Raw genomic sequence first — 24,493 nt, 5'->3', positions numbered from 1 at the left:
GAAAAAGAGGGGGTACGGGCCTGCTGGCCCGTACCCCCTCTTTGTTGGATCGGTGGGTTAGCGCTTTCGCCAGGTCTGCTCGGCGTTGCCCACGTAGATCCAGAGTTCCAGCGGCTTGCCGTTGGCGTTCATGTCCACGTCGACGGACTTGCCGTTGAGCCCGCTGATGATGCCGCCCTTGTCGTTGAGCCGCCAGTTCTGCGCCTTGTTGCCACTACAGACGGCCACCTGGATCGCGGTGCCGTCCGCCGAGCCGGCCCAGGCGATGTCCATGCAGAGACCTCGGGAGCGGATGGTCCCGTCCTTTCGGAAGTCCCACCACTGGGCCGGGTCCTCCGTGCAGGTCTTCAGCGTGAGCCGGGTGCCGTCGCCGGTCTTGCCGGAGCTGACGCAGAGCCCGGTACGTGGGTGGAAGATCTGCTTCGCCCCAGCGGGCCGGACCGGCTTCGGGGCGGGCTGCTGCTCGGCCGGCGGCTTCGGCTTGGCCGTGGTCGGCTTTGGCTCCGGCTCGGCGGCCGGCGGTTCCGGGGTGGCAGTGGGCGGGCTGGTCGACTCGGTCTCTTCCGGGGCTGGCGCCTCGGACGAGGGCGCGGTCGAGGGGGAGGGAGAGGGAGAGGGAGGCTCGGCCGGCGCGGGCCGGCTGAGCCGGGTGTCGAGCGCGTAGAGGTCGGTGAGGGCCTTCACCGCGCGCAGGTGCGTCTCGGTGCCCGGGTCGACGGAGCCGCCGGTCTGCCGCACTTCCGTCGGACCGTTGCGGTGCGCGGCGAGCGCCAGCAGGTACGGGTCGCCGTCGAGGCTGGACAGCTCCTTGACCAGCTCACACATTGCCGTGCCGAGGGTCGGAACCGCCACCGTGGGGTCCCAGGCGGAGCCGCCCTCGGGACCGTACGCCTGCCACACGTCGGGGCGGAACTGCGCGATGCCGCGCTGCCCGGCCGGACCGAGCAGGTTGGCGTCGAGCCCGGAGAGCGCCATCAACTGGGCGGCGATCATCGGTGGCGTCACCTGGTCGCAGACCGACCCGGCCGTGACGACGAGTGGCACGTACTCGGCGGGGATACCCTTCGCGTCGTTGGGCGGCGGGGCGGTCGGTGCGGGGTTGCCACTTCCGCCGAACTGCTTCAGCTGCCCGTAGTACCCGGCGTAGCCGCTGACCAGGTCGACGTAGGAGACGGCGTCGGCGGGCACCGCCTTCGCCTCGGTGACCGCGGGCAGCCCGGTGTGGAAGGCGGCCACCGCCAGCCGCCACTGGTCCCCGGAGACACCGGCCAGTCGGAGTTGGCCGGTGAAGTCACACATCTGGTGGGCGAGCGCCAGGATGCTCGCCGAGATGTCCGAGCGGCGGGCGTCCGGCCAGGGCTTCCAGGTCTTCCAGTCGTCGGCGTCGAGGCCGGCGATGCCCTGACCACCGGAGGCGGTCTGCCGCGCCCGGTTGTCCAGACCCGATTCGGCCATGAGCTGCCCGGCGATCCGCGCCGGAGTGAGCACCGGACAGGATCGGGCGGCGGCGACGATGGCGGTCAACTGCTTCTCGGTGACCTTCTCACCGATCACCGTGTCGTCGCGGGCCGAGGCTACCCCCCAGTTGATGGTGGCGACGACGGCGGAGAGCACCGCCAGTCCGGCCAGCACGGCCGCCACGATCTTGCGCGGCGTCCGGCCGAGTCTGGACCTGATGGATACGAGGTCGGTTGTCACGGGGCCATCCCTTTCGGCGTAGCGACACCTGTCGTGACGGATGTCAACCACCCGGCGTTCACCCTGGCCGCGAATTTTCTTGTCAGGATTGTCGGCCTGGCGGTGAACCGGAACGGGTGCGCAGCCGTCAACCGGGCAGCGCGGCCTTTCCGGCAGGTCGCGGTCCGGGCGCCGAGCAGCGCCGTCGACAGTGGAGGTGACCATGACCACCCGGTACGGTCCGCGCGGGACGCAGCGTCCCGGCGCGACCCTGGGCGTGCCAGCCACCTGCCCAGCACGTTCCGTCTACGGTACGGCTATGCTCGCTCTCAGGGCCGCGAGGACGCCGGTACGCAGCGTCCGCCCGGCCGGCAGGATGCGATCCGTCCGTCAGGGAGGCGGCCTGTGTCGGCGGTGCCCAACGACTCGGCTGGACCGTGCCTTTCGGACAGTCCCGCCGTCGAGCCGTCCGCCGCCGAGACCCTGTTGCGGCAGGTCGTCGAGGAGTACCGCCGGCCCCTGCACCGCTTCCTCACCCGACTGCTGCTCGGTCAGCAGGATCTGGCCGAGGATCTGGTGCAGGAGACGTTCCTGCGTGCCTGGCGGCACGCGGAGACGCTCGCCGCGGACCCGTCGAAGATCGCGCCATGGCTCTACACGGTCGCCCGGCACGTGGCGATCGACGCGATGCGGGCCCGGCAGGCCCGGCCGCCCGAGGTCAGCCTGCCGGACCTGAACCGGGTGCCCACCTCGGACGACGAGATGGAGCGGGTGGTGAACGTCCACGCGGTGCGGCTCGCGCTGGGCAAGATCAGCCCGGAACACCGTGCGGTGTTGCTGGAGATGTACTACCGGGGCGCATCCGTGGCCGAGGCGGCGGTGCGGCTGGGGATACCCGAGGGTACGGTGAAGTCCAGAGCCTTCTACGCGGTGCGCGCCCTGCACGCCGCGATCGGCTCTACCGAGTCGCCCTGATCCCAAGGTCGCCCGGGACAGCAGACGGACACACCGCGTGGTGCCGACCCGTTGAGGAGAGGGCTGGATGCGCGCAGGCGGGGAGCATGCCACGGCCGAGCGGGAGAGGTTGGCCCTCTACCTGCTCGGAGCCTTGGACGATGCGGAGCGCGAGGCGTTCGAGGAACATCTCGCCGGCTGCTGGCAGTGCCTCGACGAGGCGGCCACGGTGGGCCCTTCGATCAGCGGGCTGGCCGGGCTCGGCGCGGCGGACTGGTCGCCGCCACCCGCCACCCCGCCGCCACCCGCGTCCGCTACCCCGGAGCCGCCCGCACCGGCTGCCCTGGAGCCGCCCGCACCGGCTGCCCTGGAGCCGCCCGCACCGGCTGCCCTGGAGCCGCCCGCACCGGCTGCCCCTGAGGCGCCGGCGCCCGCCGCTCCGACCGATGGTGGCGGGCCCGACTCCGGCGCGGTGACCCGGGAGCGCGGCGACGCCGGGCAGCCCGCTGGTCCGGTCCGGCCGACCGGTGCCCGACCCGTGGGAAGGCGTCCCGCCGGTGCCCGTCCGGCGGGCCCGGCTGCCCGTCCGGCGTCCGCGGCCGGATCGCGTCGGCGGCGGCGGTTCGTCTGGGCCGGTGCGGCAGCCGTCCTCGCGCTCGCCCTGGCCGGGGGCGTGGTGGCGGTCAACCAGTGGAATGCCGGTTCCGAGCCGGTGCTGACCGCATCGGGCGAGGCGCCGGGCTACGGCGCGAGCCTCTCCGTCGCCATCATCGCCGGTGACGAGGGCAGCGCCACCATCCGGATCACGGTCACCGGCCTGCGGCCGGGCATCCAGTACCGGCTCTTCGCGGTGACCCGTGACGGCGCCACCCATGTGGTCCGGGACTGGACCGCCTCGTCCGGGCCGCAGGAGGTGGCCGGCGAGACCTCGCTCCCCGTCGAGCAGCTGTCGTTCATCACGGTCGGGCTGGTCGACGGCTCCGCGATCGTGACGGCGCCGCTTTCCCAGGGCCCGGCCGCACCACGCTGATCGCGCCGAGTGGTCAGCGCCATCGCGGCGGTGACTGCCGGCGCTGGCTGCCGGAAGGGTCGGCCGTACCCGCCCCCTGACCGGAGCCCCGACGTTCGACATCGAGATGCGGCGACCGTTGTCGTGCCGCCCTGCGCTGCTCGACCACGGAGTTCACGAAACCCGCACCGGTGCCGACGAGTCCGCCCGCCGCGGTCAACGCGGGCAGGTTCCGCACGGCACCGTCGATGTTGAGGCCCAGGCCGATCAGATTCAGCCCCTGCAGCGCGGCCTTCGGATAGTCGCCCTTCTCGATCGCGTCGATGAACTCCGCACCGGACTTCAGGCCGGCGGCCACCGCGGAGGTGATGTTCAGGCTGCGGGCCGCCCAGCCCTCCACGAGGCCGGCGATGGTGCTTGTCGCACCGGCCATGAACTCCGCACCGGGCGGCAGCGTCTCGATCAGGAACTGCTTGAAGTCGACCAGGCTCCGGAATCCGGCCCGCTGTGCGGCTTGGTCCGCCTCGCGGGTGCTCGGCCGGTCCGGGTCGATTGTGCTGCCGTGGCGCGGTTCCGTGGCGTACACGCCCAACTCGACTGCCCTCTCGGCGAGCGCGGCAGGACGGGTGACAACTGTCGACCTGCGGCGCAACCCCTCGTGCGCGCTGGCCAACCCGGGCGGGGACACCGGCCGATTGCCGTTGAAGGAGTCCGTGAACTGCGGGGCCGCGTCCGGTGGCGGGTACGCCGTTGCCGCTGCCGCGTACGGATTGAGCGGCAGGCTGTGGTGCCGCTCCGGTGCCGGCGCCTCAGGCGGTGCCGGAGTGCCGTGGAAGGTGGCGGCCGGCCTCATCGGGCGCGTACCTGCCGGCGGCGGGGGCTGCCGGGCGTCGGGAGGCCGACCGGCCGACCCGCCCGAGCCGCGCCGCGCACGCTGGTGAGGTGTGCGGCGGTGGCGACCCGCTGACCGGCCAGCGCCGCTGTGCGCAGCCGGGAGTGCTCGACCCTGGTCCAGTTCCGCTCGTGCCGTTCCTTCTCGTACGCCGGATGCCCGACCGGGGTGGCGCGGTGGTCGAGGTACTCCTTCGCGGCGAGCGCCCCGGCCCGGTTGGCGCGGCTGAAGGCATTGTCGAGTTCGACGGCGGGCGGGTCCGTCGTCCGGGCCGGCGGCTGGTCCGTCCAGCGCGTCTCGGCGGCGGGTACCCGACGGACGCTGGCCAGGGCGGCGGCCAGCGCCACACCCGGCGGCGGGCCGGTCACGGCCGGCGGCGTCGGCCGGTGCCGCCGGTCCCGGCGCGGGTTACGGCTGGCCGGGTCCGAGGGCGGGCGGGGGAGCGGCGGTGGCATCGGTTCCTCCGGAGATCGAGGTCGTGCCCTCCTTCTACGGACGCGGGGCCGTCGGGTTCGCCGTGCCCACCAACTCTTTTCCCGGGGTCGCGGAAAAACCCGGAACTCGTACTGAACCGAGGGGGTGGTTGCGCCGTAGAGCGGCCGTCACCGGTTCCGGCCGGCGCCCGATGGGCGCCCGGTGGGGCGGCCGGTGGTCCGGAACGGCGAGCAGAGAAGGGGAGGCGAGACGGATGGGCAACGGGTCGGTGGCGTTGCGGCGACCCGGGGTGTCAACCCTGGGACCAGCGCCCGACGAGACCTCCGTGCGGGAGTACGACGACCGTCCGACCTGGCGGCGTGACGCGCTCTCCGACGACGGCATCGGTTGGATCGGCGCCCATGGCGGTGCCGGTGCGACCACCCTCGCCCGGCTGCTGGGCGGGATCGACATCGGTTGCCGCTGGCCGGACCCGGCCCTCGCCGAACCCGCCCAGGTCATGGTGGTCGGGCGGACCAACCTGGACGGGCTGCGCGCGGTTTCCCGCGCGCTGCACGCGATGCGGGACGGCCGGCACCCGGCCGGGATGCGGTTGCTGGGCGTGGTGCTGATCGCCGACGCTCCGGGCGGGCTCCCGGCACCGCTGCTCGGCCGGATCCGGCTGCTGCGCTCGATCGCCCCGGTGCACCGGCTGCCGTGGATCCCGTCGTACCGGGTGGGCGAGCAGCCGAAACGCCCGCCACGGCAGCTGTCCCGCCTGGCCGCGGTGGTGGATCCGCACGTCGGGCGACGGAGGCAGCCGTGATCAGGGCAGTCCGGATCGCGGCGAGCATCGTCGTCGTCGCGCTGGGGTTGGTCGGGCTGGGCCTGCTGGTGCCGTCGGGGGCGCGGGCGGCCGATGGCGTCTACGAGGTGGAGATTGATGGTGGCGACGCCGTCTACAACTACACCCTCTGTCTGAAGACCACCACCACCATGGCGAGGCCGGCCGCTAACAACGGCGACCGAGAATGTACGGGAAAGCGCAACTCGACGAACGGTTCCTACAAGATGACCGCCCCGTACAAGCCGGGCGACAGCGTGAAGATGGATATCGAGATGCACACCGGTCTCACGGGTGAGTCGGTGACGAAGGACAATGTCGATATCACCGGGGCGACCAAGTGCAAGATTTCCGGCGTGGTGCATGCCGGAAAGTTCAAGTGTGACACCCCGTCCAACGGACTCCTCTTCTCGCCACCGGCGGTTGAGGAATACACGGTGAACACCAATCCCGACGGGGCCGTCTCGAAGCTGCTCGATTTCATGGCCTGGCTGGTGAGTGCCGCTGGCGTGACGGGCCTGCTCATCACGGGCGCGACGTTGGCGTCGCAGCTGCGTCGGGGCGCACTCGAAGAGCGGACCGAGTACATGAAAAGCATCGCCTTCGTGCTCGCGGGGTGCCTGCTCGCCACCACTGCCGGTCCGATCGTGGCGTGGCTCGACGTCACGGGCTGACTTTCATCGGGGCGAATTGTGGCCCGCGCGAAAAGAACGACCAGCTAATCTCGAAGGAGTTCCAAATGATCCTCTCCGACATCTACTTTCGCGTGGTACTCGGGATTCCTGCCGCGCTGCGGGCACCCGACAATCTGGCCGCCGCGGTGCCGCAGCCGGACTCCAACGGCAGCCTGCCGGCAGGTCTCTCCGACAAGGTCGAGCAGGCGTTGGGTCTGATCTCCTGGGCCGGCACGGCGGCCGGTGTCGTCGGGGTGCTGATCACCGGCGCGGTCATGGCCATCTCGCACAAGCGTGGCGAGAGTTCGGAGCACATGAGCCGGCTCGGCATGGTGCTGGGTGGCTGCATCCTGGTCGCCACGGCCGGTCCGATCGTCACCTGGGTGTTCGGCACCGGGGGAGGCGGGGACGGCAGCTGACCGCCCGTTCGACCGAGGACCGAGCGGTCGCCCGCTGGACCGGGAAGGTGTCATGAGAAGAAGATTCGGATCGGACGACGAGACGGCCGAGGAGAGGCCGTTCTGGCAGCATCGCCGATGGCAGCTGTCGGCCGCCTTTCTGGCCCTCGCCCTCTGCACCGGCACGGTCGCGGCGCTCGGTGGCGGCCGGGACGCCAACTCCAGCGTCGCGGCCGCCGGCCCGGTGATCGGTGGCCTCGAGCCGGACGGATCCCGGCCGCAGGGCTGCCGCACCGACGACTCCGTGCAGCAGCTTCCGAGCGAGGCGCCGAAGGACATCGTCTGGCGGCCACTCAACGGGGCGGACACTCCGACGTCCGCCTCGGCGGGGCCGCTGAAGACCACAGGTCCGTTGCTCTGGTGCTTCGCGCACACCCCGATGGGGGCGGTCATGGCGGCACACACCATTTCCCGCCAGATGAGCGGCCCCGACTGGCGTACGGTAAGCGACCAGCAACTCGTGCCCGGCCTGGGGCGGGACTACTTCGACGCGATGCGGGCGTCGATGCCGGAGACCGGGCCGGTGCAGACCTCGAACGCGCTGGCCGGTTTCGTCGTGCTGAAGTATTCGCCGCGCACGGCCACCGTCCGGGTGCTGGTCCGGCAGGCGAACGTGGTCCACGCCTCGGTCGACTACATCGTCGACTGGAACGGCGTGGACTGGCAGCTTCGGCCGCTGAGCTCCGGTGGCCTGCACACCCGGGCCAACCCGGTGCTCTCCCTCGTCGGCTTCGTGCTGTGGAACGGGGTGTGACGTGTCGGACTGCGCTACCGGTGACGCCGTCTACATCGGCACCATCGGACAGGTCGTCGGCTTCTTCGAGCGAGGCATCGACGGCATCCTGAGCGATATCGCCGCAGCCATCCTGGGCGCGGCTGTCGAACTCTTCGCCAACCTCGGCAACATCCCCACGCTCGGCGACGAGGCGCTCAACGACAGCATCCACCTGCAGACCAACTGGTTGGTGGTCACGATCGCGGTCGCGTCGTTGCTGGCGGCGGCCTTCCGGATGGCGCTGGAGCGCAAGGGACAACCCCTGGTCGTGGCGCTCATGGGCCTGGTCCGCATGATCCTCACGGTCAGTGCCGCCTGGTGGGTGGCCAACTGGCTCGCGAGCGAGGCGGACGCCTACTCCCAGCATCTCTACGAAGAGGGCATCAAGGCGCAGCTCAAGCTGATCGCCAACTGCGGCACCGACGGGCTCACCGCCTTCCTGCTGATCATCGTCGGCCTGTTGCTGCTGATCGCCGGCTGCATCCACGTCATCCTGATGTACATCCGGCTGGGTGTGATGGTGCTGCTCACCGGCACGCTGCCGCTGGCCGCCGCGGCTTCGATGACCGAGACGGGCGGGAACTGGTGGCGCAAGCACATCGCCTGGATGGTCGCCTGGTTGGCGTTCAAACCGGTGGTCGGGTTGATCATGTACTCGGGTGCCGCGATGATCGGCGCCACCAACGAGCTGAGCGACGGCGACCAGGCCCGCCACTACAAACTCGCGGGCGTCGCAGTCCTGTTGATGGCTGCGGTCGCATTACCCGCGCTGATGCGGCTGGTCGTGCCGGCGATGGCCAGCATGGGCTCGGGCGGTGGTGTCGGTGCGGGCGTAGGGGCCGGTGCCGCCGCAGCGGGTGCGGTGGCGAGCGGAGCCAAGAAGATCGCTGGCGGCGGCGGGGGCGGGGCGGCTTCCGCCGGCCGGTCCCGGGGGGCGAGCGGAGGGAGCTTGGCGGCGGGCGGTGCCGCGGGTGGCCTCCGTGACGTCGTCGCCAACCGAAACATGGTCCACACCGCCGACGGTTCTACTCACCACAAAAATAGTCACGCAGCAAAGCAAGGGACCGCCGGCGGCGCTTCCGGCGCCGCTTCCGGTGGTGCTTCCGGCGGCGGCGGGTCGAGTGCCGGGCGGGTCGCCCGGGGCGCGGCCGGCGTCGCGGCCGCGACGGTCGGTGTCGCCGCTACGGCGGTACAGGCCGTGGCCAGCACCCACAAGCACGCCAGCAACATCGCCAGCGGAGCGCTCCCCGATCGCCACAGTGACTAGCTGATGCCGGGACAAGGAGAAGGACCATCATGAGTACGACCGCAGAATCCATGAAGACACCGACCTACGGCAACTGGCGTCGCCCCCGCAAGGCGGGCCTGGGCTCGTTGGGTCTGGTCGGCACGATTGGCCTGTTCGGTGGGCTCGTGCTGGTCCTGATCTCCTCGATGGTCTCGCTGAACGTGGCCCTGGTGGTGGGGCTGCCGTTCGCGCTGCTCCTCGGGCCGCTGGCGATCCGCACCGCCGACGGCCGCAACGTCTACGACATGGCCGCGGTACGGGTCGGTTGGCTGCGCCGCAAGTCCAAGGGCCAGCACCTGTACGCCTCCGGGCCGCTGTCGGCGCGTCCGGGCGGCCGGTTCCGTCCACCCGGTCTGCTGAGCCAGGTGACCATGCTGGAGGGGCGTGACCCGTACGACCGCCCGTTCGGCGTGCTCTACCACCGCAACCGCCACCAGTACACGGTCGTGCTCAGCTGTGAGCCGGACGGCGGTTCGCTCGTCGACCCCGACCAGGTCGACACCTGGGTGGCGCTGTGGGGTGAGTGGCTGTCCCGGCTGTCGCACGAGCCGGGCCTGCGGGGCGCCTCCGTGGTCGTCGAGACCGCACCGGACCCCGGCACCCGGCTGGCCACCGAGGTGCTGGGCCGCATCTCCCCGGATGCGCCGCCCGCCGCCCGGGCGGTGATGGAGGAGGTGGTGCAGACCTACCCGGACGCGTCGTCGGAGATGAACACCTTCCTCACCCTCACCTACTCGGCGCCCGGCGGCGCCCGGCGCGACCACGACACCATGCTCGCCGACCTGGCGCTGCGGCTGCCGGGCGTGCTGGGTGGGCTGGTCGCCGCCGGCGGCGGGTCGGCGGAACCGCTGTCGGCCGAGCGGATCGCCGAGGTCGTCCGGGTCGCGTACGACCCGGCCGTCGCCGCGGAGATGCTCGACGTACGTGCCCAGTACGGTGGCACCGGGCTGGAGTGGGCCGACGCCGGGCCGGCAGCCGCCGTCGAGACGGTCACCCACTACCAGCACGACTCCGGGGTCTCCCGCAGCTGGCTGTTGACCCTGGCGCCGCGCGGCACCGTGCGCTCCGGTGTGCTGCGCAGCCTGCTCGACCCCGCGCTGGGCATCCGCCGCAAGCGGGTGGCCCTGGTCTACCGCCCGATCGACCCGGCGACCTCAGCCAAGATCGTCGAGTCGGACCGCCGGTCTGCCCAGTTCATGGCGAACTCGACCCGGGGCCTGGTTCGCGCTCGCGCGGCCTCGGAGATCGAGGCCGCCGAGCAGACCGCGGCGGAGGAGGCCTCCGGCGCGGGCCTGGTGGAGTTCTCGATGCTTGTGACGTTGACCGTCGACTCGGCCGCCGAGGTACGCGACGCCGACGTGACGGTTCGCAACCTGCTCGGCGCCACCCGCATCGCGATGCGTCCGGCGGACCGGATGCAGGCCGCCGCGTTCTCCTGCGCGCTTCCGGTGGGCATCCTGCCCTGGGAGCAGACGATGGTGCCGCACGAACTGAAGGAGGCGTTGTGACGCCCATCCGCGCCGGCGGTGCCCGGCTGCTCGACCTCGGCGCGGGCTGGCCGCGGCACGCCTCCGGACCGGCCACCGCGATGTCCGACCTGGTGGTCCCACCGGCCGAGGAGCAGGCCCGGGAACTCGACGAGACGGGCAGGCAGACCCCACGCGCACTGCGCCGCGAACGTCGACGCCGGGCGCAGGAGGAGGCGGCCGAGCAGCGGTACCTGCGGCGACTGGCCCGGGCCAACGCGGACGACAACGTGCCGCACCGCGGCTCGTACGCCCTCGGTGGTGGGCGGGTGGCCGCGCTGGACCCGCCGACCATGTGGCGGGCGACCACCGTGCAGGCCTGCGGTCTCTGGCCCTTCGCCTCCGGCTCCGGCGCACCGATGACCGGCGTCCCGCTGGGCCAGCACATCCACACCGGGGCCACGGTCTGCGGGGACCCGCTCAACTGGTTCACCCGCGCCCGGTACATCTCCAACCCCTCACTGTTCATGCTCGGCATGCCCGGTCTGGGCAAGTCGACGCTGATCAACCGGATGTTGATCGGGCTGAGCGCCCAGGGCGTCGTACCGTTGGTGCTCGGCGACCTCAAGCCCGACTACGCGGACACGGTCCGCGCCCTCGGCGGGCAGGTCATCTCCATCGCTCGCGGCGTCGGCGGGCTGAACATCCTGGACCCGGGCGCCATGGGCGCCGCCGCGGCGAAGATCGGTGGCCAGGCGGGGCAGGCCCTGGACGCCGAGACCCACGGCCGGGTGCTCAACATGATGGCGGCGCTGCTCACAATCGTCCGGGGCGCACCGATCAGCGACCACGAGCAGTCGGTGCTCTCCGCCTGCCTGCGGCACCTGCGGGATCGCACCCCCGCGGGGCGGACGTTCCGGCTGCCGCAACTGCTCAGCGTGCTGGCGGAGGGGCCGCCCCGGGTCCGGCAGGTGACCCTCGACCGGGGTCAGGAGTCCCGCTACCGCGACGCCGTCGACCCGCTGCACCGGTCGCTGCTCGGCATCCTCGACGGCCCGCTCGGCGACACCTTCGCCTCGGAGACCTCGACCCGGATCGACCCGGACGCCACCGCCGTCTGTATCGACATCTCCCGAATCGGCGAGGCCGACGGGCAGTTGACCGCCGCCGCGATGCTCGCCGCCTGGTCCGACGGGCTCGGTACGGTGGCGGCCTCGCACGCCCTGGCCGACGCGGGGCTGGCACCCCGCCGCTGGTTCTTCACCATCCTCGACGAGCTGTGGCGTCCGCTGCGGGCCGCCTCCGGCATCGTCGACCGGATCGACGCGCTCACCCGGCTCAACCGCTCCCTCGGCCTCGCCGACGCGAAGATCACCCACACCCTGAAGGACGCCGAGGCGCTCGGCAGCGAGGCCGACAAGGCCAAGGCCCGGGGCTTTGTCGAACGCGCGGGCATGGTGGCCTGCGCCGGGCTGCCCAGGGCCGAGATGGAGGACCTCGGGCGGGTGGTGGGACTGTCGCGGCGGGAGATCGAGTTGGTCTCGTCGTGGTCCTCGCCGCCCGGGTGGGCCCAGGACGGCGGCAACGAGGAACCACCCGGCCGGGGTCGTTTCCTGATCAAGGTGGGTGGTCGGCCCGGCATCCCGATCCGGGTCGCGATCACCGACACCGAACGCCACCTGCACGACACGAACACCCGCTGGATCGCCAACGGTGAGGCCGATCGGCTGCTGGCCGAACGCGCCGCCGCGGTGCGCGCCGTGACCGGCGGTGACCTGCCGGTGGCCGCTGCCCCCGCAGCCGGTCAGCACGGCTGGCCGGACGACGGACCGGGGCAGGCATGAGCCGCCAGGGTGGGATCGGTTCGGAGTACCTGCCGTGGCTGATCCCCGGCTTCGCCGCACTCAACATCGTGATCTTCGTACCGCTGTGGCTCGGTGGCACCCTCGCCGCCCTGATCAGCGGCCACGGCTGGCAACCACCACCGTTCACCCTGGACGTCTACGTCAGTCTGGTCAGCGGGGCCACCGACCGGCACTGGCCGGGCATGCCGTCGTACCTGGTGTACGGCTGGGCGGTCGCGCTGGTGCTGCTCGGTGCTACCCCGGCGATGCTGCTCGTCCGCCGGTTCGTACGCCGTCTCCGGGAACCCCGTAGTCTGGCCCGCCCCGGCGAGCTGAGCGCCATGATCGGCAAGGGAATCGAGGCCCGCGCCCGCGACCTGCGGCCCGGCCTCAGGAACGCCACCAAACTGAGCCCTGACGACACCGGCAACCTGCTCGGCGACCTGATGCCCGCCGGACCGGAACTACGCTCCTCCTACGAGGACGTGGAGCTCGACCTGATGGCACCGCGGGCGGGCAAGTCCACAGGCATCGCCATCCCACGGGTGCTGCGCGCACCGGGGCCGGTCCTGCTGACCTCGAACAAATCCGACGTGTTCACCGTGACCCGGCAGGAACGGACGAAGGTCGGCCGGGTGTGGACCTTCGACCCGCAGGGCATCGCGTACAGCGAGCGCGAGATGTGGTGGGACATGCTCGGCGGCTGCGACACCATCGAGGGCGCGCGCCGGCTGGCCGGGCACTTCGTCAGCTCGGTCAACGACGACTCGTCCAAGAAGGACTTCTGGATCGCGGCGGCGCAGAACACCCTGACCGCGCTCTTCCTCGCCGCCTGCCGTGGCGGCGCGACGGTGAACGAGATGCTGGCCTGGCTCGCCGACCCGGCCGACCGGACCCCGGTCGACCTGCTCCGGGACGCCGGCATGCACGCCATGGCCGACCAGCTCCAGGGCACGGTACGCGGCGCCGTCGAGACCCGCGACGGCATCTACGAGACCGCCCGGCAGTGCGTCGCCTGCCTGCTCGACCCGGATATCCTCGCCTGGGTCAGCCCCGACCCGTACCGCCCGCAGTTCATCCCGGAGCAGCACGTCCTCGGTCGGGACACCCTGTACCTGCTCTCCAAGGACGGCGGCGGCTCGGCCGCCGGGGTGATCGCCGGGCTGGCCGACGCCGTCATCCGCGCGGCTGTGGTCGCCGCCGAACGGATGGGCGGACGGCTCGACCCACCGATGACCGCGATCCTGGACGAGGCGGCGAACGTGTGCCGCATCTCCGACCTGCCCGACCTCTACAGCCACCTCGGCTCACGCGGGATCAGCGTGGTCACCCTGTTGCAGAGCTACCGGCAGGGCGTACGGGTCTGGGGCGAAGCGGGGATGGACGCGCTCTGGAGCGCCGCCACCATCAAGTTGCTCGGTGCCGGGCTGGACGACGCCGACTTCGTGGACAAGGTCGCCCGGCTGGTCGGCCAGCACGACGTAAAGACCCCCACCTACTCCCGGTCCCGGGACGGCTCGTCGCGGTCGGTGTCGTACCGACAGGAGCACGTGCTGCCGGCGGACAAGATCCGGGCGCTGCCGAAGGGCACCGCCCTGTTGCTGGCCACCGGCATCCGGCCGGCCCTGATCCGGCTGCGACCCTGGTACAAGGAGCCGAACGCGGGGCCGATATCGGCGGCGGCCAAGGCCGAGGTGCAGGCCATCACCGACCGTGCAGCGGCGAGCTGGAGCCGCCGCGAGTTCCGACAGGTCGGCTGAACGCCATGGTGGTGAACAAGGCCCGGGCGGCCCACACGGCTGCCAGCTCGATATTCAAGCCTGACGCGACGAAGCTGCTCTGGCTGTTCGTCTCGATGCTCGGGGCGTTTCCGCTGGTGGTGCTGGCGCTCCTGGCGCTGATCGTCCTGCTTGCCATCTTCGCCATGGCCGGCGGCTCGCAGATGACCTCGAACTCGGCCGAGCCGGACGACACCAGTGGTCAGGCGACCCACGCCACCGCCCTGATCGAGTTGTCCGGTGGTGACGGCCGTGGCGAATTCAAGGCGACGGCGGTGCCCGATGAGGACCTGGTAGCCCCGATAAAGGCTGCCGCCAAGAAGTGCACGCTGCTCACCCCGGTGATCCTCGCGGCGCAGATCGACTACGCGTCGGAGTGGGACGCGGACAAGGAAGGACCGCAGGGCCGCAAGGGGCTCTCCCAGCTGACGCCCGAGGTCTTCGACGAGTACGGCGAGGACGACGACGACAGCGGCGAAGCCTCCGTGCTCGACGCCGAGGACTCGATCCACGCCCACGCCCGGTACTTCTGCCACCTGGCTGACAAGACCGGGCAGCTGTTGAAGGAGCAGAAGGTGGCCGGTGACCACCTCAGCCTGACTTTGATGGCCTGGGACATCGGCCTGGAGACGGTCGAGGCTCAGGGCGGCATGCCCGTCCTCGCCCTGGGCACCTACGCGTTCCAGGTCCGCGGGCTCTTCCCGAAGTACACACGTGACGAGGACGAGGAGTCGGACGCCGACGCCGACGACTCGCCACCGGAGCCGGATGAGACCGCCACCGCGCGTCCCGCCCAGGACGACCCGGACGACAGCGCGGAGGACGGCGACGGGGCGGCGGCGCTCAGCGCGTCGAGTTTCGCCGCCATGTTCCCCAACCGGAACTCCTTCTACACCTACGACGGGCTGACCGACGCGATGGCGAAGTTTCCCGCCTTCGCCGCCACCGGCGACGAGCAGACCCGCAAGCGGGAACTGGCCGCCTTCCTGGCCAACATCGACCACGAGTCCGGTGGCCTGGTGCACGTCGAGGAGATCAACCGGTCCGCGTGGGGGAACTACTGCGATGCCGGCCAGCCCTACGGGTGCCCCGCCGGGCAGAGCGCCTACCACGGGCGGGGGCCGATCCAGCTCAGCTGGAACACCAACTACAAGGCCGCGGGCGACGCCCTCGGTCTGGACCTGCTCAACGACCCGGACCTGGTGAAAAACGACCCATCGGTGGCGTGGCAGACCGCCCTGTGGTTCTGGATGACGCAGAGCGGGGCGGGCACGACGACGGCGCACGCCGCGATCACCGGGGGCGGGGGATTCGGCGAGACCATCAGGACCATCAACGGCGCCCTGGAATGCGGCGGTGGCAACCCGGCCCAGGTGCGGGCCCGGGTCGACGCGTACCAGCGGTTCGCCGCCACCCTCGGCGTCGATCCCGGCGACGAGGGCACCCTCACGTGCTAGGAGGAGCAACATGACGCAGGCGATCCAGCAGGGCGAACCGGACCTGAGTCAGCCGCCGCCACCGGAGGAGCCGGAGGCCCGGCCGTTCTTCATCCTCTATCTCGACGGACCGGAGTACGCGGAGGAGCTGTGGCGGCTCTCGCAGTGGGTGGAGAACCTGCTGCTGCCGGTCTACGGCGGTGAGGTCAGCTCCGGTTCGCCGTGGTGTCCCCGCTGGCGTGAACATCCGGAGGCGATCGCCTACCTGCACGGGCTCTGGCTGGCCTGGCAGGAGCGGACCGGCCCCCGGGCCCAGGCGTCCGACCCGGCGATGTGGCACCAGAGCTGTCTCTGGCCGACCATGGAGGCGCTGCGCAGTCCCAACGGTCCCTTCGCGGGCTGCAAGCCCGGTTCGCACCGGCCGAAGGAGCGGCCCCAGGTCGAGTGAGCCGAAGGAGCCTCCAGGTCGAGTGAACGGTCCGCCCACCGGGCCCGTCGTAGTGGCATCCGGTCCACCGGTCGGCGGTGCGGTGCCCGCTGCGCCTGGGCCCCGGATCTGGGCCCCTCTGGGTCCTTCGACTCAGGCGTGCCGACCCGGTTGATCACTAGCGTCCGTTCTGGAGCGCGGTCAGATCATCCGGCCGGAGGAGAGCACAGCCATGACCATCGACGTCTGCCCGACGGAACGGGTCGGGACCGACACCGACCCGGTGAGCCGGATGCGGGCTATCCACGCCGCGAACGCCCAACCGTTGTACTACTACCTGCTCCGGCTGACCTGCGGCCAGCGCGAACTGGCCGAGGACCTGCTCCAGGAGACAATGCTGCGGGCGTGGCGTCGGCTGGAGGAGTTGCCTACCGAGCCGGACCGGATCCGTCGATGGCTCTTCATCGTCGCCCGTCACCTGGTGATCGACGCCGCCCGGGCCCGGGCCGCCCGGCCTGCCGAGATCTACGGGGTGGACGTGGGTTGGATGCCGTCACCGGAGAACGCGTTCGAGGAGATCGTGGACCGTTCCGTCCTCTCCGACACGCTCTGCCGGCTCACCCCGGAGCACCGCGCCGTGCTGGTCGAGCTCTACTACGGCGGTGCTTCGGTCGCGGAGGCGGCCAGCCGGATCGGGATTCCGGAGGGGACCGTACGGTCGCGGTCGTTCTATGCCCTGCGCGCGGCGCGGGGGATCCTGGAAACCGTGTCATGACTCCGGACAGGCGGGTCCGGGTTGGTCGCTACAGCCCGCCGGCCGGGTCCGCAGCGCCCAACTCGCGGCGGCCACCGCCACCGGCGAAAGCCAGCCGAGCCCGGCGGCGACCGCCCGGACCGCGCCCCGCAGGTCGGAGGCGTCGAAGTGACCGTGTACCAGACAGCCGCACACCGGTGCCCGGAGCAGGGACGTGATCGTCCGGCGGTCGGTGTCTCCGGTCATGATGATCACCTGTGACCGTCCGGCCAGGTCCCGGACCAGGTCCCGGTCGTCGGGCGTGCGGACCTGGTCGTCCAGCAGGGTCACGGTGGGGCGCAACCGCTCTGCCAGGGCCACCGCCTCGTCGCCGTCACCGGTGGCGGCGACGACCCGGATCCGGTCGCCGCAGCTGAGCATGGCGCGCAGGCTGGCCCGCTCGGCTGCGCCGGGATGGACGATCAGCGCGGTGAGTGTCGTGCCCCGGCCGCCGGTCGTTCCGCCGGCGTCGCCGCCCGGTGCCCCGTGGGCCTCGCTCATCGGCCGTCCGCCGATCCGTCGTTCATGGTCATCCCATCCGGGCGGTGGTGCCGGGCGGAAAGGGCCCGTCGACACTACGACGACCGCCCGCAGACCGGCGTTCAGCCAGCGGCCGGATCCGTTGGAACTACTGCTCTGCCGTCCATCGCACCACCGCCTCGGTACGGTTACCGACCTGCAACTTGGCGAAGATGTTGGCGAGATGGTTCTTGACCGTCTTCTCGGTCAGCAGCAGCCGTCGGGCGATCGCCGCGTTCGAGTGCCCGGCGGAGAGCAGGGCCATCACCTCCTGCTCGCGCCGGGTCAGGCCGAACCCCTCGCGGACCGTCCGGAGGCGCTCCGCCCGGTCCGCGTCCGCCTGCTCGCGGGCCGCCTGCTCGCGCAACGCCGAGATGGTGACCGAGGCGCTGCGCGGTGACAGCCAGCCCTGACCGGCAGCCACGGCCCGCACCGCGCGCAGCAGCTCCGCCGGATCGAACTCACCGTGTACCAGGTAGCCCCGGGCGCCGCCGCGCAGCATCCCGGCGACCAACTCGTTGGCGTCGTCACTGGTCAGCACGAGAACGTGGGAGTACTGCGCGACCTGGTCGACCACGCTGAGCCCGTCGGCGATGGGCATCCGATGGTCCAGCAGGGTCACGTCCGGGCGTAACCGCTGGGCCATCGCCACCGCGGTACGTCCGTCGGGTGCCTCACCGACCACTGTCACGTCCTCGGCGCTGGCGAGCCAGCCGCGCAACGCCATTCGTACGATCGGATTGTCATCGACGATCATGAGTTCGATCACGGTGACCACCCGCCGGCCCGGCCGGCGACGGCGGGGGAGAGGGGCAGCGTGACCACCACGGTGGTGCCCTTGCCGGGGCCGGAGTCGAGCCGCAGTGCACCGCCGACCGCCTGGGCACGCTCGGTCATTCCGACGATGCCGAAGTTGCCCGCGGTGGAGAGGGTGGTCAGGTCGCGGGGAGGGAGGAAGCCCGCACCGTCGTCCCGGATGGTCATCACCACGTCTCCGTCCCGCTCGTGCAGACCGACCTGGACCAGGGTGGCGTTCGCATGCCGGGCCACGTTCTCCAGCGCCTCGTTGAGGATCTGGGCCAACTCGTACCGCGCCGCCGGGGTCGGTTCGACAGCAGCGGTGTCAAGCCGTGTCGGTACCCCGGTTCGCTCGGTCCACTCCCGACACACCTGCCGCAGGTAGTCGACAAGCGGTCGGTCCAGCAGGTCCCGGCGCAGTCCGGAGAGCAGCTCGCGGGCCTCCCGGATCGCGGTGTCCGCCCCGGCGGAGACGGTGCTGGCGAGTTCCTCGGCCAGATCCGGTTGGCGGCGCAGCAGGGTGGGCAGGGCGACGGCGGCGAAGGACACGCCGCGCAGCGTCTTGGCGACCGAGTCGTGCAGCTCACGGGCCAACCGCGCCCGCTCGGAGGCGACCGCCGAGTGCTGGGCGTTGGCCACCGCCGCGACCGAGGCGTCGAGGTAGCGGGCGACGGCGGCGGTCACCACGGCGGCGCCGTACCCGCAGACGATGTTGAGCATGGGGAAGGCGAGGACGAACGGGGCGGCGATGGAGTCCGCAGTCTCCGCGGTGCGTAGCAGTTGGGTCGCGACGGCCAGCCCGAGCCCGGCATCGACGATCCAGAGTGGCAGTGCGCGGCTGCCGAGCAGGGCGCCGCTGAGCGCGGCGAAGCCGGCCGCGTAGCAGAAGAAGGCGATGCCGCCGCCGCTGAGCACCAGGACCGCGATCATGAGAGCGGCGTCGACGGCCAGGAAGCCCAACCGCCAACGGATCACGGCCGGCCACCGGCTCAGTACGGTGACCTGGACGGTCGTGACGACGGCGATGCCGGCGAGCGTGCCGAGCGTCCGCCAGATGTCGTCGACGAGTTGGATGCCGACGCCTACCGCTGCCAACGTCAGCGCCAACCGGCCGAGCAGCAGGGCTCGGCACAGGGCGACGTACGCGACGAATCGGTTCATCCGGTCGCGGTCAGCTTATGGTGATCTTGTCGATGTCTGGGGTGGGGCCGGTGTCGTTGTAGAAGGCGACGCTGACCCGGCCCGCCGGGACGGTGGCGGTGTACTGCAAGGTGCGGGGAGTGTCCCAGTCCGTACCGGTGAGGTGGTGGGTGGTCGGCGCCGCGCCGTTGATGGAGATCTTGAGTTGGCGATCCCCCTTGACCGTGTAGCTGACGGTGATGGTGCGCTCGCCGGCGGCGGTCGTGGTGAGGTAGGCGGTGAGCCGGCCGAGGTAGCGCACCCGGGCACCGCCCGCGCAGGCGGCGCAGCCAGCGATGCCCGCACCCTCGCTGAGCACATTGCCCGGGTCCTCGGCCTCCACGCTTACCGGTCGGAACGTCGCCGGTGGTGGGGCGTCGGGCGTGGTGGTGGAGGGGGCCGGTGCCGCTGGTGGCGGTGCCGTATTCCGGCTGGGCTGGTCCGCTGTCGCGCCCGCTGCGGTGGTCTGCGCGGTCGGTGCCGAGGTCGGTCCCGGCGCCGGCCCGGCCGGGTCCGGGACCGTGGCGGCGCCCGGGGTGGTCGGCGCCGGGGTCGGAGAGTCGCCGGGAGGTGGCGGGGTGTCCGGCGCAGTGCCCGTCGCGGCCGGGAGGGCCGCCTCGCGGGGTTGTTGACCGTCCGGGACCAGCAGCGATGGAACCGCTATCGCGGCCAGGGCGATCGCCCCGGTCAGCGTGCTGATCCCCACCCAGTGCCAGACGCGCCCCGGGTGATCCGGGGCCGCTGCGTTACCGAGGATGCGTGGGGCCGGACGGTCGGTGTTGGACAGTGCGTCGTCGGACACCGCTCGACTCCCCCACGATGACCATGAACCCTGCGCATGACGGGCCAACGGTACACACGGGTACGAGCACGAACAATGTCGGGCCGGTCCGGGTCGGCTCGGCGTCGGGCGGCGGCGCGGGCGGAGATGGTGGATGTCACCGCTGTCGGGAACCGCTGTCGGGAACGCCGTCGGTTCGGGGCGGCAGAGCCGGCACGCTGGCCGGGAACAGCGTCCGGAAGGGGCCTGGAACTTTCGCTGGTACGGGCGGCTAACTCCGGCACTCATTGGGTAGCCGCTGCCACCGCTCCTCGGACTCCTGGTTCGGATGCTGTCGCTGAGCAGTGCGGATGTCGTTGAGACGAGCGGGCTGTAAAACCATGGTTTCCAAAGTATTTCCGGAAGTTGTTGACGGGTGGACGGTATCGGCCCAATACTGTTGGCCATCGACACAACTGGATGAACGTCGATTGCCGCGACCTACTCGGCTGGTCGTTCTCGCCGACGGCCGGCACCCCACCACCACCACCACCACCACCGCGGTACGTGCCGGCAGTCGCTGGCGGCTGCCCAGCCACCGAAGCCTGCCGGCTCGTACCGCACCGCTGGCCACCGGCCAGCCGTCCCGAGGAGGAAGCATGAACAACGTCCCCGTCCCACCACGAAGTCGCAGGCGTGGACGCCTCAGGTCGCTCATCGGTGCCGCCTGCGCCGTGGCGCTGATCACGACCGGCACCGTCGCGATCTCGGCCGGCCCCGCCCACGCAGAGGCCGACCGGCAGGTCTGCTCGAACACGGAGGGCACCCACAACGGGTTCTTCTTCTCGTTCTGGAAGGACAGCGGCGACGCCTGCATGGTGTTGCGCGAGAACGGCCGCTACACCAGCTCGTGGAGCAGGAGCACCAACAACTGGGTCGGCGGCAAGGGCTGGAACCCCGGAACCCGCCGCACGATCACCTACTCGGGCACCTACAACCCGGGCAACAACAACAGCTACCTCGCCCTGTACGGCTGGACCCGCAACCCGCTCGTCGAGTACTACATCGTCGAGAACTTCGGTAGCTACAACCCGAGCAGCGGCGCCACCCGGCTGGGCACCGTCACCACCGACGGCGGCACCTACGACATCCTGCGCAGCCAGCGGGTCAACGCCCCGTCGATCGACGGCAACCAGACGTTCTACCAGTACTGGAGCGTTCGGCAGCAGAAGCGCAGCAGCGGCACCATCACCACCGCCAACCACTTCGACGCCTGGGCCCGCGTTGGCCTGAACCTCGGCAACCACTACTACCAGATCATGGCCACCGAGGGCTACCAGAGCCAGGGAAGCTCCGACATCACCCTCCGGGAAGGCAGCGGTGGCAACCCCGGCCCCGGCCCCACCACCCCGCCGCCCGGCAGCGGCGGTTGCTCGGTCAGCGTGAACCGCGCCGAGGACTGGAGCGACCGGTTCAACACGACCTTCTCGGTCAGCGGCAGCAGCAACTGGGTCGTCACCATCCGTACCAACGGCGGCCAGAGCCTGCAGAACAGCTGGAACGCCTCGATCAGCGGTAACAGCGGCACCCTCACCGCCCGGCCGAACGGCAACGGCAACAACTTCGGCATCACGCTCTACAAGAACGGCAACAACACCACACCCACCGCGAGCTGCTCGACCGGCTGATCGGCCTACTCGAATGGGACGCCGGCAATCGCCGGCGTCCCATTCTGCGGTGTCCGGTCCCTTGCGTTCACCTGGCTGTAGCGCGGATGGGATAGACATGCCCGCATGCGTAGATCCCTGACAGCGGTCGTTCTCGCGCTGGCGATGGTGGCCGGAACGGCCGGGCCGGCGGGAGCCGCCCCGGCCGCGAGCCCACCCCCACAGTCGCCCGCCGCCGGCTGGTCGGTCACCGACGGCAAGCTGACCTGGCGTGCCGACCGGCGGGTGCCGATCGGCGGTGCAGCCGTGGAGTTCTGGTCGGGCGACCGCCGGCTCGGCCCCGTCCGGCCGCACCCGGACGGACGCACCTTCAGTCTCGACCTGACCAGCGCGGTCCGGGTCGAGGACCTGACGGTACGTGCCGGTGGTCGGCGCATCGACCAGGAGACCCCCAGTGCCGCCCGACGGGCGGCCCCGCCCGCCCCGGCACCGGCACCGCAGCCGGTTAACGCGGTCGATCCCGGCGTACCCGGCCCGTACCGGGCGGTCACCGGCGAGTACGACCTGCCCGCGGTCAAGCTGCCGGACTTTCCGGAGCAGGTGGAGATGCGGGCGGTCGTGGTCGCCCCGCGCGACGCGCCCGGCGCCCGCCCACTCGCCCTGTTCCTGCACGGCCGGCACGCCTTCTGCTACCGCGGTGACGAGGAGGTGCCGCAGCAGTGGCCCTGCCCGCCGGGCACCGACCCGATCCCGAGTCACCGTGGCTACCTTCAGGCCCAGCAGCTGCTCGCCTCGCAGGGCTACGTCACGGTCTCCATCTCGGCAAACGGCATCAACGGTCAGGACTGGGCCGCCGAGGACCGCGGTGCCCAGGCCCGCTCCTCGCTGGTCCGGCTGCACCTGGCGAAGTGGGCCGAGTGGGCGGGTGCCGGGCGGGCCGGCGCCCCGGCGATCGTGCGCGCCGCGCCGCGCGCCGACCCGTCCCGGGTGTTCCTGATGGGGCACTCGCGCGGTGGTGAGGGCGTCAGCCGCGCGGCGATGGACTCGCTCACCCCGCCGCCGGCCGCTCAGGACGGCTATCGCGGCAAGGTCCGCTGGACCGTGCGCGGCATGCTTCTGCTCGGTCCGACCAACTTCGGCCACAACCCGGTGCCGAACGTCCCGTCGGTGACGATGCTTGCCGGCTGCGACGGTGACGTCTACGACCACCCGGGTCAGATGTTCGTGGACGAGACCCGGGACGTCAGCCGCAGCCGCGCGCTGCGCAGCGCGCTGTACGTCATCGGCGCGAACCACAACTTCTTCAACACCGAATGGACGCCCGGCCAGTCGGTGGCGCCGTCGGTCGACGACTTCTTCACCTTCGACGGCGAGCCCGACCCGGTCTGCTCGCCGGGCACCCCGACCCGGCTCACCGCCGCCCAGCAGCAGAACGTCGGCGCTACCTACATCGCCGCCGCCGCGCGGCTCTTCGTCGATGGCGACGACCGGGTCCGACCGCTGCTGGACGGCACCGGTCGGCGAGCCCCCTCGGCCGACCCGGCCCGGGTACTCAGCCACGCCCTCGGCGGCAACCGCACGCCGCTGGTCATCCCGGACCCGTCGACGGTGCTCTCCGGCGGCGCGCGCCTCTGTGACCAGGTCAGCCTTGACGAGCAACGGTCCTGCCTCGACCCGGCGGACCCGAACGCCGCCCTGGCCCACTTCGTGTCCTTCCTCGGCGCCGTCCCCGAACCCGGCCGGCACGCGGTCGCGCTGAGCTGGTCGACCTCCGGCCGCCCGATCCGGGTGGCTCCCGCCCGCCCGGTCAACGTCGCCAGCGCCCACGACCTGGCCCTGCGCATCATCGTGCCGCCGAACACGACCGGAACCCGGTTCGGCGTCAGCGCCGTCGGAGCCGACGGCAGCCGCCACTCGCTGGGCGAGGTCCAGCTGGACGGCCTGCCCGGCACCGGGTACACGACCTCGTACTGGGCCCAGGAGGTGCGGGTGCCGCTGCGGGACGCGCCCGCGCGGCTGGCCGCCGTCGAACTCACTCCGCGTACCTCGACGGGCCAGGCCTGGCTGCTCGACGCGTGGGGCTGGCAGCCGGGCACTCCCCGCCCGGCCCCGGCCAACCCGGCGCGGGTCGACCTCGGCATGCTGGAGGTGGTCGAGGGGGACTCCGGCTCGAAGACGTACGAAATCCCGGTGACCGTCACCGGAGGCGGTGGTGGCCTGGTCCGGCTCTACCTGTCCGACGCGCAGACCTGGCCGGTCAGCTCCTGGCTGGCCACCGTCCGACCCGGCCAGCGCAGCATCCGAGTGCCGGTCGAGATCACCGGCGACACGTTGTGGAACTACCCCGAACGGCACACGCTGTCGGCCAAGGCGGAGCGGGATCTCGTGATCGGCAGTTTCGTCGGCGGGATCCTGACCCGCAACGACGACCCGGTGCCGACGCTCACCGTGGAATCCGCCTCCCTCCGGGTCGCCGAGGGCGAGACGCTGACCTGGCGAATCTCCGCCTCCGCCTACACCGAGCAGGGCATCTCGCTGGGCGCCTGGCCGGTGGCACCGGCCACCGGGGTGGAACTCTCCACCGCCGACGTGGACCCGGACTGGTTCGCCGAGAACGCCTGGGGTCAGCCGGTGACGCCGGTCCGACCACTGTCGCAGAGCTGGCTGGGGGTGTTCGGGTTCATCGCGCCGGACGCGACCACAGGTGAGCTGACCGTGCCGACCATCACCGACCCGCTTACCGAGCCGGACGAGATCATCGAGTTGCACTTCGACGCCAATCCCGACGAGCCAACGCCGGGTGAGGTGCTGACCGGCGTGGTGGCCGCCAACTGACGCCAC

At 71.5% G+C, this 24,493-nt stretch carries 22 protein-coding genes; 15 read left to right on the top strand and 7 right to left on the bottom strand.

Annotation, left to right across the window (positions count from 1 at the left end; genetic code table 11):
* Window positions 1–57 precede the first annotated feature (57 nt).
* Window positions 58–1,698, bottom strand: a complete 1,641-nt coding sequence (locus AC507J_RS13240; protein ID WP_496289435.1) for a ricin-type beta-trefoil lectin domain protein — start codon at window positions 1,696–1,698, stop codon at window positions 58–60.
* 384 nt (window positions 1,699–2,082) lie between these two features.
* On the opposite strand from AC507J_RS13240, the gene AC507J_RS13235 reads away from it, so the two are divergent.
* Window positions 2,083–2,652 carry a sigma-70 family RNA polymerase sigma factor gene (locus AC507J_RS13235; RefSeq protein ID WP_496289434.1) on the top strand — a complete coding sequence of 190 codons (570 nt, stop codon included), beginning with the start codon at window positions 2,083–2,085 and terminating at the stop codon, window positions 2,650–2,652.
* Window positions 2,653–2,719: 67 nt separating this feature from the next.
* A complete protein-coding gene (locus tag AC507J_RS13230) occupies window positions 2,720–3,661 on the top strand; it encodes a zf-HC2 domain-containing protein (protein ID WP_496289433.1) in 942 nt (313 codons plus the stop codon).
* Between the two features lie 13 nt (window positions 3,662–3,674).
* Here AC507J_RS13230 and AC507J_RS13225 read toward each other — a convergent pair whose 3' ends face one another.
* Together AC507J_RS13225 and AC507J_RS13220 are read right to left on the bottom strand one after the other, a co-directional pair.
* A complete protein-coding gene (locus tag AC507J_RS13225) occupies window positions 3,675–4,493 on the bottom strand; it encodes a hypothetical protein (RefSeq protein WP_496289432.1) in 819 nt (272 codons plus the stop codon).
* On the bottom strand, window positions 4,490–4,987 hold the full coding sequence (locus tag AC507J_RS13220; RefSeq protein WP_496289431.1) for a hypothetical protein: 498 nt from the start codon (window positions 4,985–4,987) through the stop codon (window positions 4,490–4,492). Before AC507J_RS13220 ends, AC507J_RS13225 begins: the two co-directional genes overlap by 4 nt.
* A gap of 233 nt (window positions 4,988–5,220) precedes the next feature.
* On the opposite strand from AC507J_RS13220, the gene AC507J_RS13215 reads away from it, so the two are divergent.
* The 11 genes from AC507J_RS13215 (at window position 5,221) to AC507J_RS13165 (ending at window position 16,711) form a co-directional block, all read left to right on the top strand.
* The gene (locus AC507J_RS13215; RefSeq protein ID WP_496289430.1) at window positions 5,221–5,772 is read left to right on the top strand and encodes a hypothetical protein; all 552 of its coding nucleotides are present in this window, start codon (window positions 5,221–5,223) and stop codon (window positions 5,770–5,772) included.
* The gene (locus tag AC507J_RS13210) at window positions 5,769–6,464 is read left to right on the top strand and encodes a hypothetical protein (protein ID WP_496289429.1); all 696 of its coding nucleotides are present in this window, start codon (window positions 5,769–5,771) and stop codon (window positions 6,462–6,464) included. Before AC507J_RS13215 ends, AC507J_RS13210 begins: the two co-directional genes overlap by 4 nt.
* A gap of 65 nt (window positions 6,465–6,529) precedes the next feature.
* Complete coding sequence (locus AC507J_RS13205; RefSeq protein WP_496289428.1) at window positions 6,530–6,883, top strand: hypothetical protein; 354 nt, start codon at window positions 6,530–6,532, stop codon at window positions 6,881–6,883.
* Between the two features lie 52 nt (window positions 6,884–6,935).
* Window positions 6,936–7,676: a DUF8175 domain-containg protein gene (locus tag AC507J_RS13200; protein WP_496289427.1), complete on the top strand. Its 741-nt coding sequence runs from the start codon at window positions 6,936–6,938 to the stop codon at window positions 7,674–7,676.
* A gap of 1 nt (window position 7,677) precedes the next feature.
* Window positions 7,678–8,964 carry a hypothetical protein gene (locus AC507J_RS13195; RefSeq protein WP_496289426.1) on the top strand — a complete coding sequence of 429 codons (1,287 nt, stop codon included), beginning with the start codon at window positions 7,678–7,680 and terminating at the stop codon, window positions 8,962–8,964.
* 29 nt (window positions 8,965–8,993) lie between these two features.
* A complete protein-coding gene (locus AC507J_RS13190; protein ID WP_496289425.1) occupies window positions 8,994–10,493 on the top strand; it encodes an SCO6880 family protein in 1,500 nt (499 codons plus the stop codon).
* On the top strand, window positions 10,490–12,295 hold the full coding sequence (locus AC507J_RS13185; RefSeq protein WP_496289424.1) for a putative type IV secretion/conjugal transfer ATPase: 1,806 nt from the start codon (window positions 10,490–10,492) through the stop codon (window positions 12,293–12,295). The genes AC507J_RS13190 and AC507J_RS13185 overlap by 4 nt, the downstream gene beginning before the upstream one ends.
* A complete protein-coding gene (locus tag AC507J_RS13180) occupies window positions 12,292–14,055 on the top strand; it encodes a type IV secretory system conjugative DNA transfer family protein (protein ID WP_496289423.1) in 1,764 nt (587 codons plus the stop codon). Before AC507J_RS13185 ends, AC507J_RS13180 begins: the two co-directional genes overlap by 4 nt.
* Window positions 14,056–14,060: 5 nt before the next feature.
* On the top strand, window positions 14,061–15,530 hold the full coding sequence (locus AC507J_RS13175; protein ID WP_496289422.1) for a glycoside hydrolase family 19 protein: 1,470 nt from the start codon (window positions 14,061–14,063) through the stop codon (window positions 15,528–15,530).
* Window positions 15,531–15,540: 10 nt separating this feature from the next.
* Window positions 15,541–15,957 (top strand): DUF4913 domain-containing protein, encoded by a 417-nt coding sequence (locus AC507J_RS13170; protein WP_496289421.1) that lies wholly within the window; start codon window positions 15,541–15,543, stop codon window positions 15,955–15,957.
* A 211-nt stretch (window positions 15,958–16,168) separates the two neighbouring features.
* The gene (locus AC507J_RS13165) at window positions 16,169–16,711 is read left to right on the top strand and encodes a sigma-70 family RNA polymerase sigma factor (RefSeq protein ID WP_496289420.1); all 543 of its coding nucleotides are present in this window, start codon (window positions 16,169–16,171) and stop codon (window positions 16,709–16,711) included.
* On the opposite strand, the gene AC507J_RS13160 is transcribed toward AC507J_RS13165, so the two are convergent.
* The 4 genes from AC507J_RS13160 to AC507J_RS13145 form a co-directional block, all read right to left on the bottom strand.
* Window positions 16,706–17,230, bottom strand: coding sequence for a response regulator (locus tag AC507J_RS13160; RefSeq protein WP_496289419.1), 525 nt, complete (start codon window positions 17,228–17,230; stop codon window positions 16,706–16,708). The genes AC507J_RS13165 and AC507J_RS13160 overlap by 6 nt on opposite strands.
* A gap of 127 nt (window positions 17,231–17,357) precedes the next feature.
* Window positions 17,358–18,017, bottom strand: coding sequence for a LuxR C-terminal-related transcriptional regulator (locus AC507J_RS13155; RefSeq protein ID WP_496289418.1), 660 nt, complete (start codon window positions 18,015–18,017; stop codon window positions 17,358–17,360).
* A complete protein-coding gene (locus tag AC507J_RS13150; RefSeq protein ID WP_496289417.1) occupies window positions 18,014–19,207 on the bottom strand; it encodes a sensor histidine kinase in 1,194 nt (397 codons plus the stop codon). Before AC507J_RS13150 ends, AC507J_RS13155 begins: the two co-directional genes overlap by 4 nt.
* Window positions 19,208–19,217: 10 nt before the next feature.
* The gene (locus tag AC507J_RS13145; protein ID WP_496289416.1) at window positions 19,218–20,027 is read right to left on the bottom strand and encodes a carbohydrate-binding protein; all 810 of its coding nucleotides are present in this window, start codon (window positions 20,025–20,027) and stop codon (window positions 19,218–19,220) included.
* A gap of 617 nt (window positions 20,028–20,644) precedes the next feature.
* Between AC507J_RS13145 and AC507J_RS13140 the strand changes: the two genes are divergently transcribed.
* Window positions 20,645–21,673, top strand: coding sequence for a glycoside hydrolase family 11 protein (locus tag AC507J_RS13140; protein WP_496289478.1), 1,029 nt, complete (start codon window positions 20,645–20,647; stop codon window positions 21,671–21,673).
* A gap of 105 nt (window positions 21,674–21,778) precedes the next feature.
* Window positions 21,779–24,487, top strand: a complete 2,709-nt coding sequence (locus AC507J_RS13135; RefSeq protein ID WP_496289415.1) for a S9 family peptidase — start codon at window positions 21,779–21,781, stop codon at window positions 24,485–24,487.
* Window positions 24,488–24,493 lie beyond the last annotated feature (6 nt).

This window comes from Micromonospora sp. PRAS1, from assembly GCF_059553435.1.
Note: the sequence above shows the minus strand (reverse complement) of the source record. Positions and strands in the feature narration are given on the sequence as shown.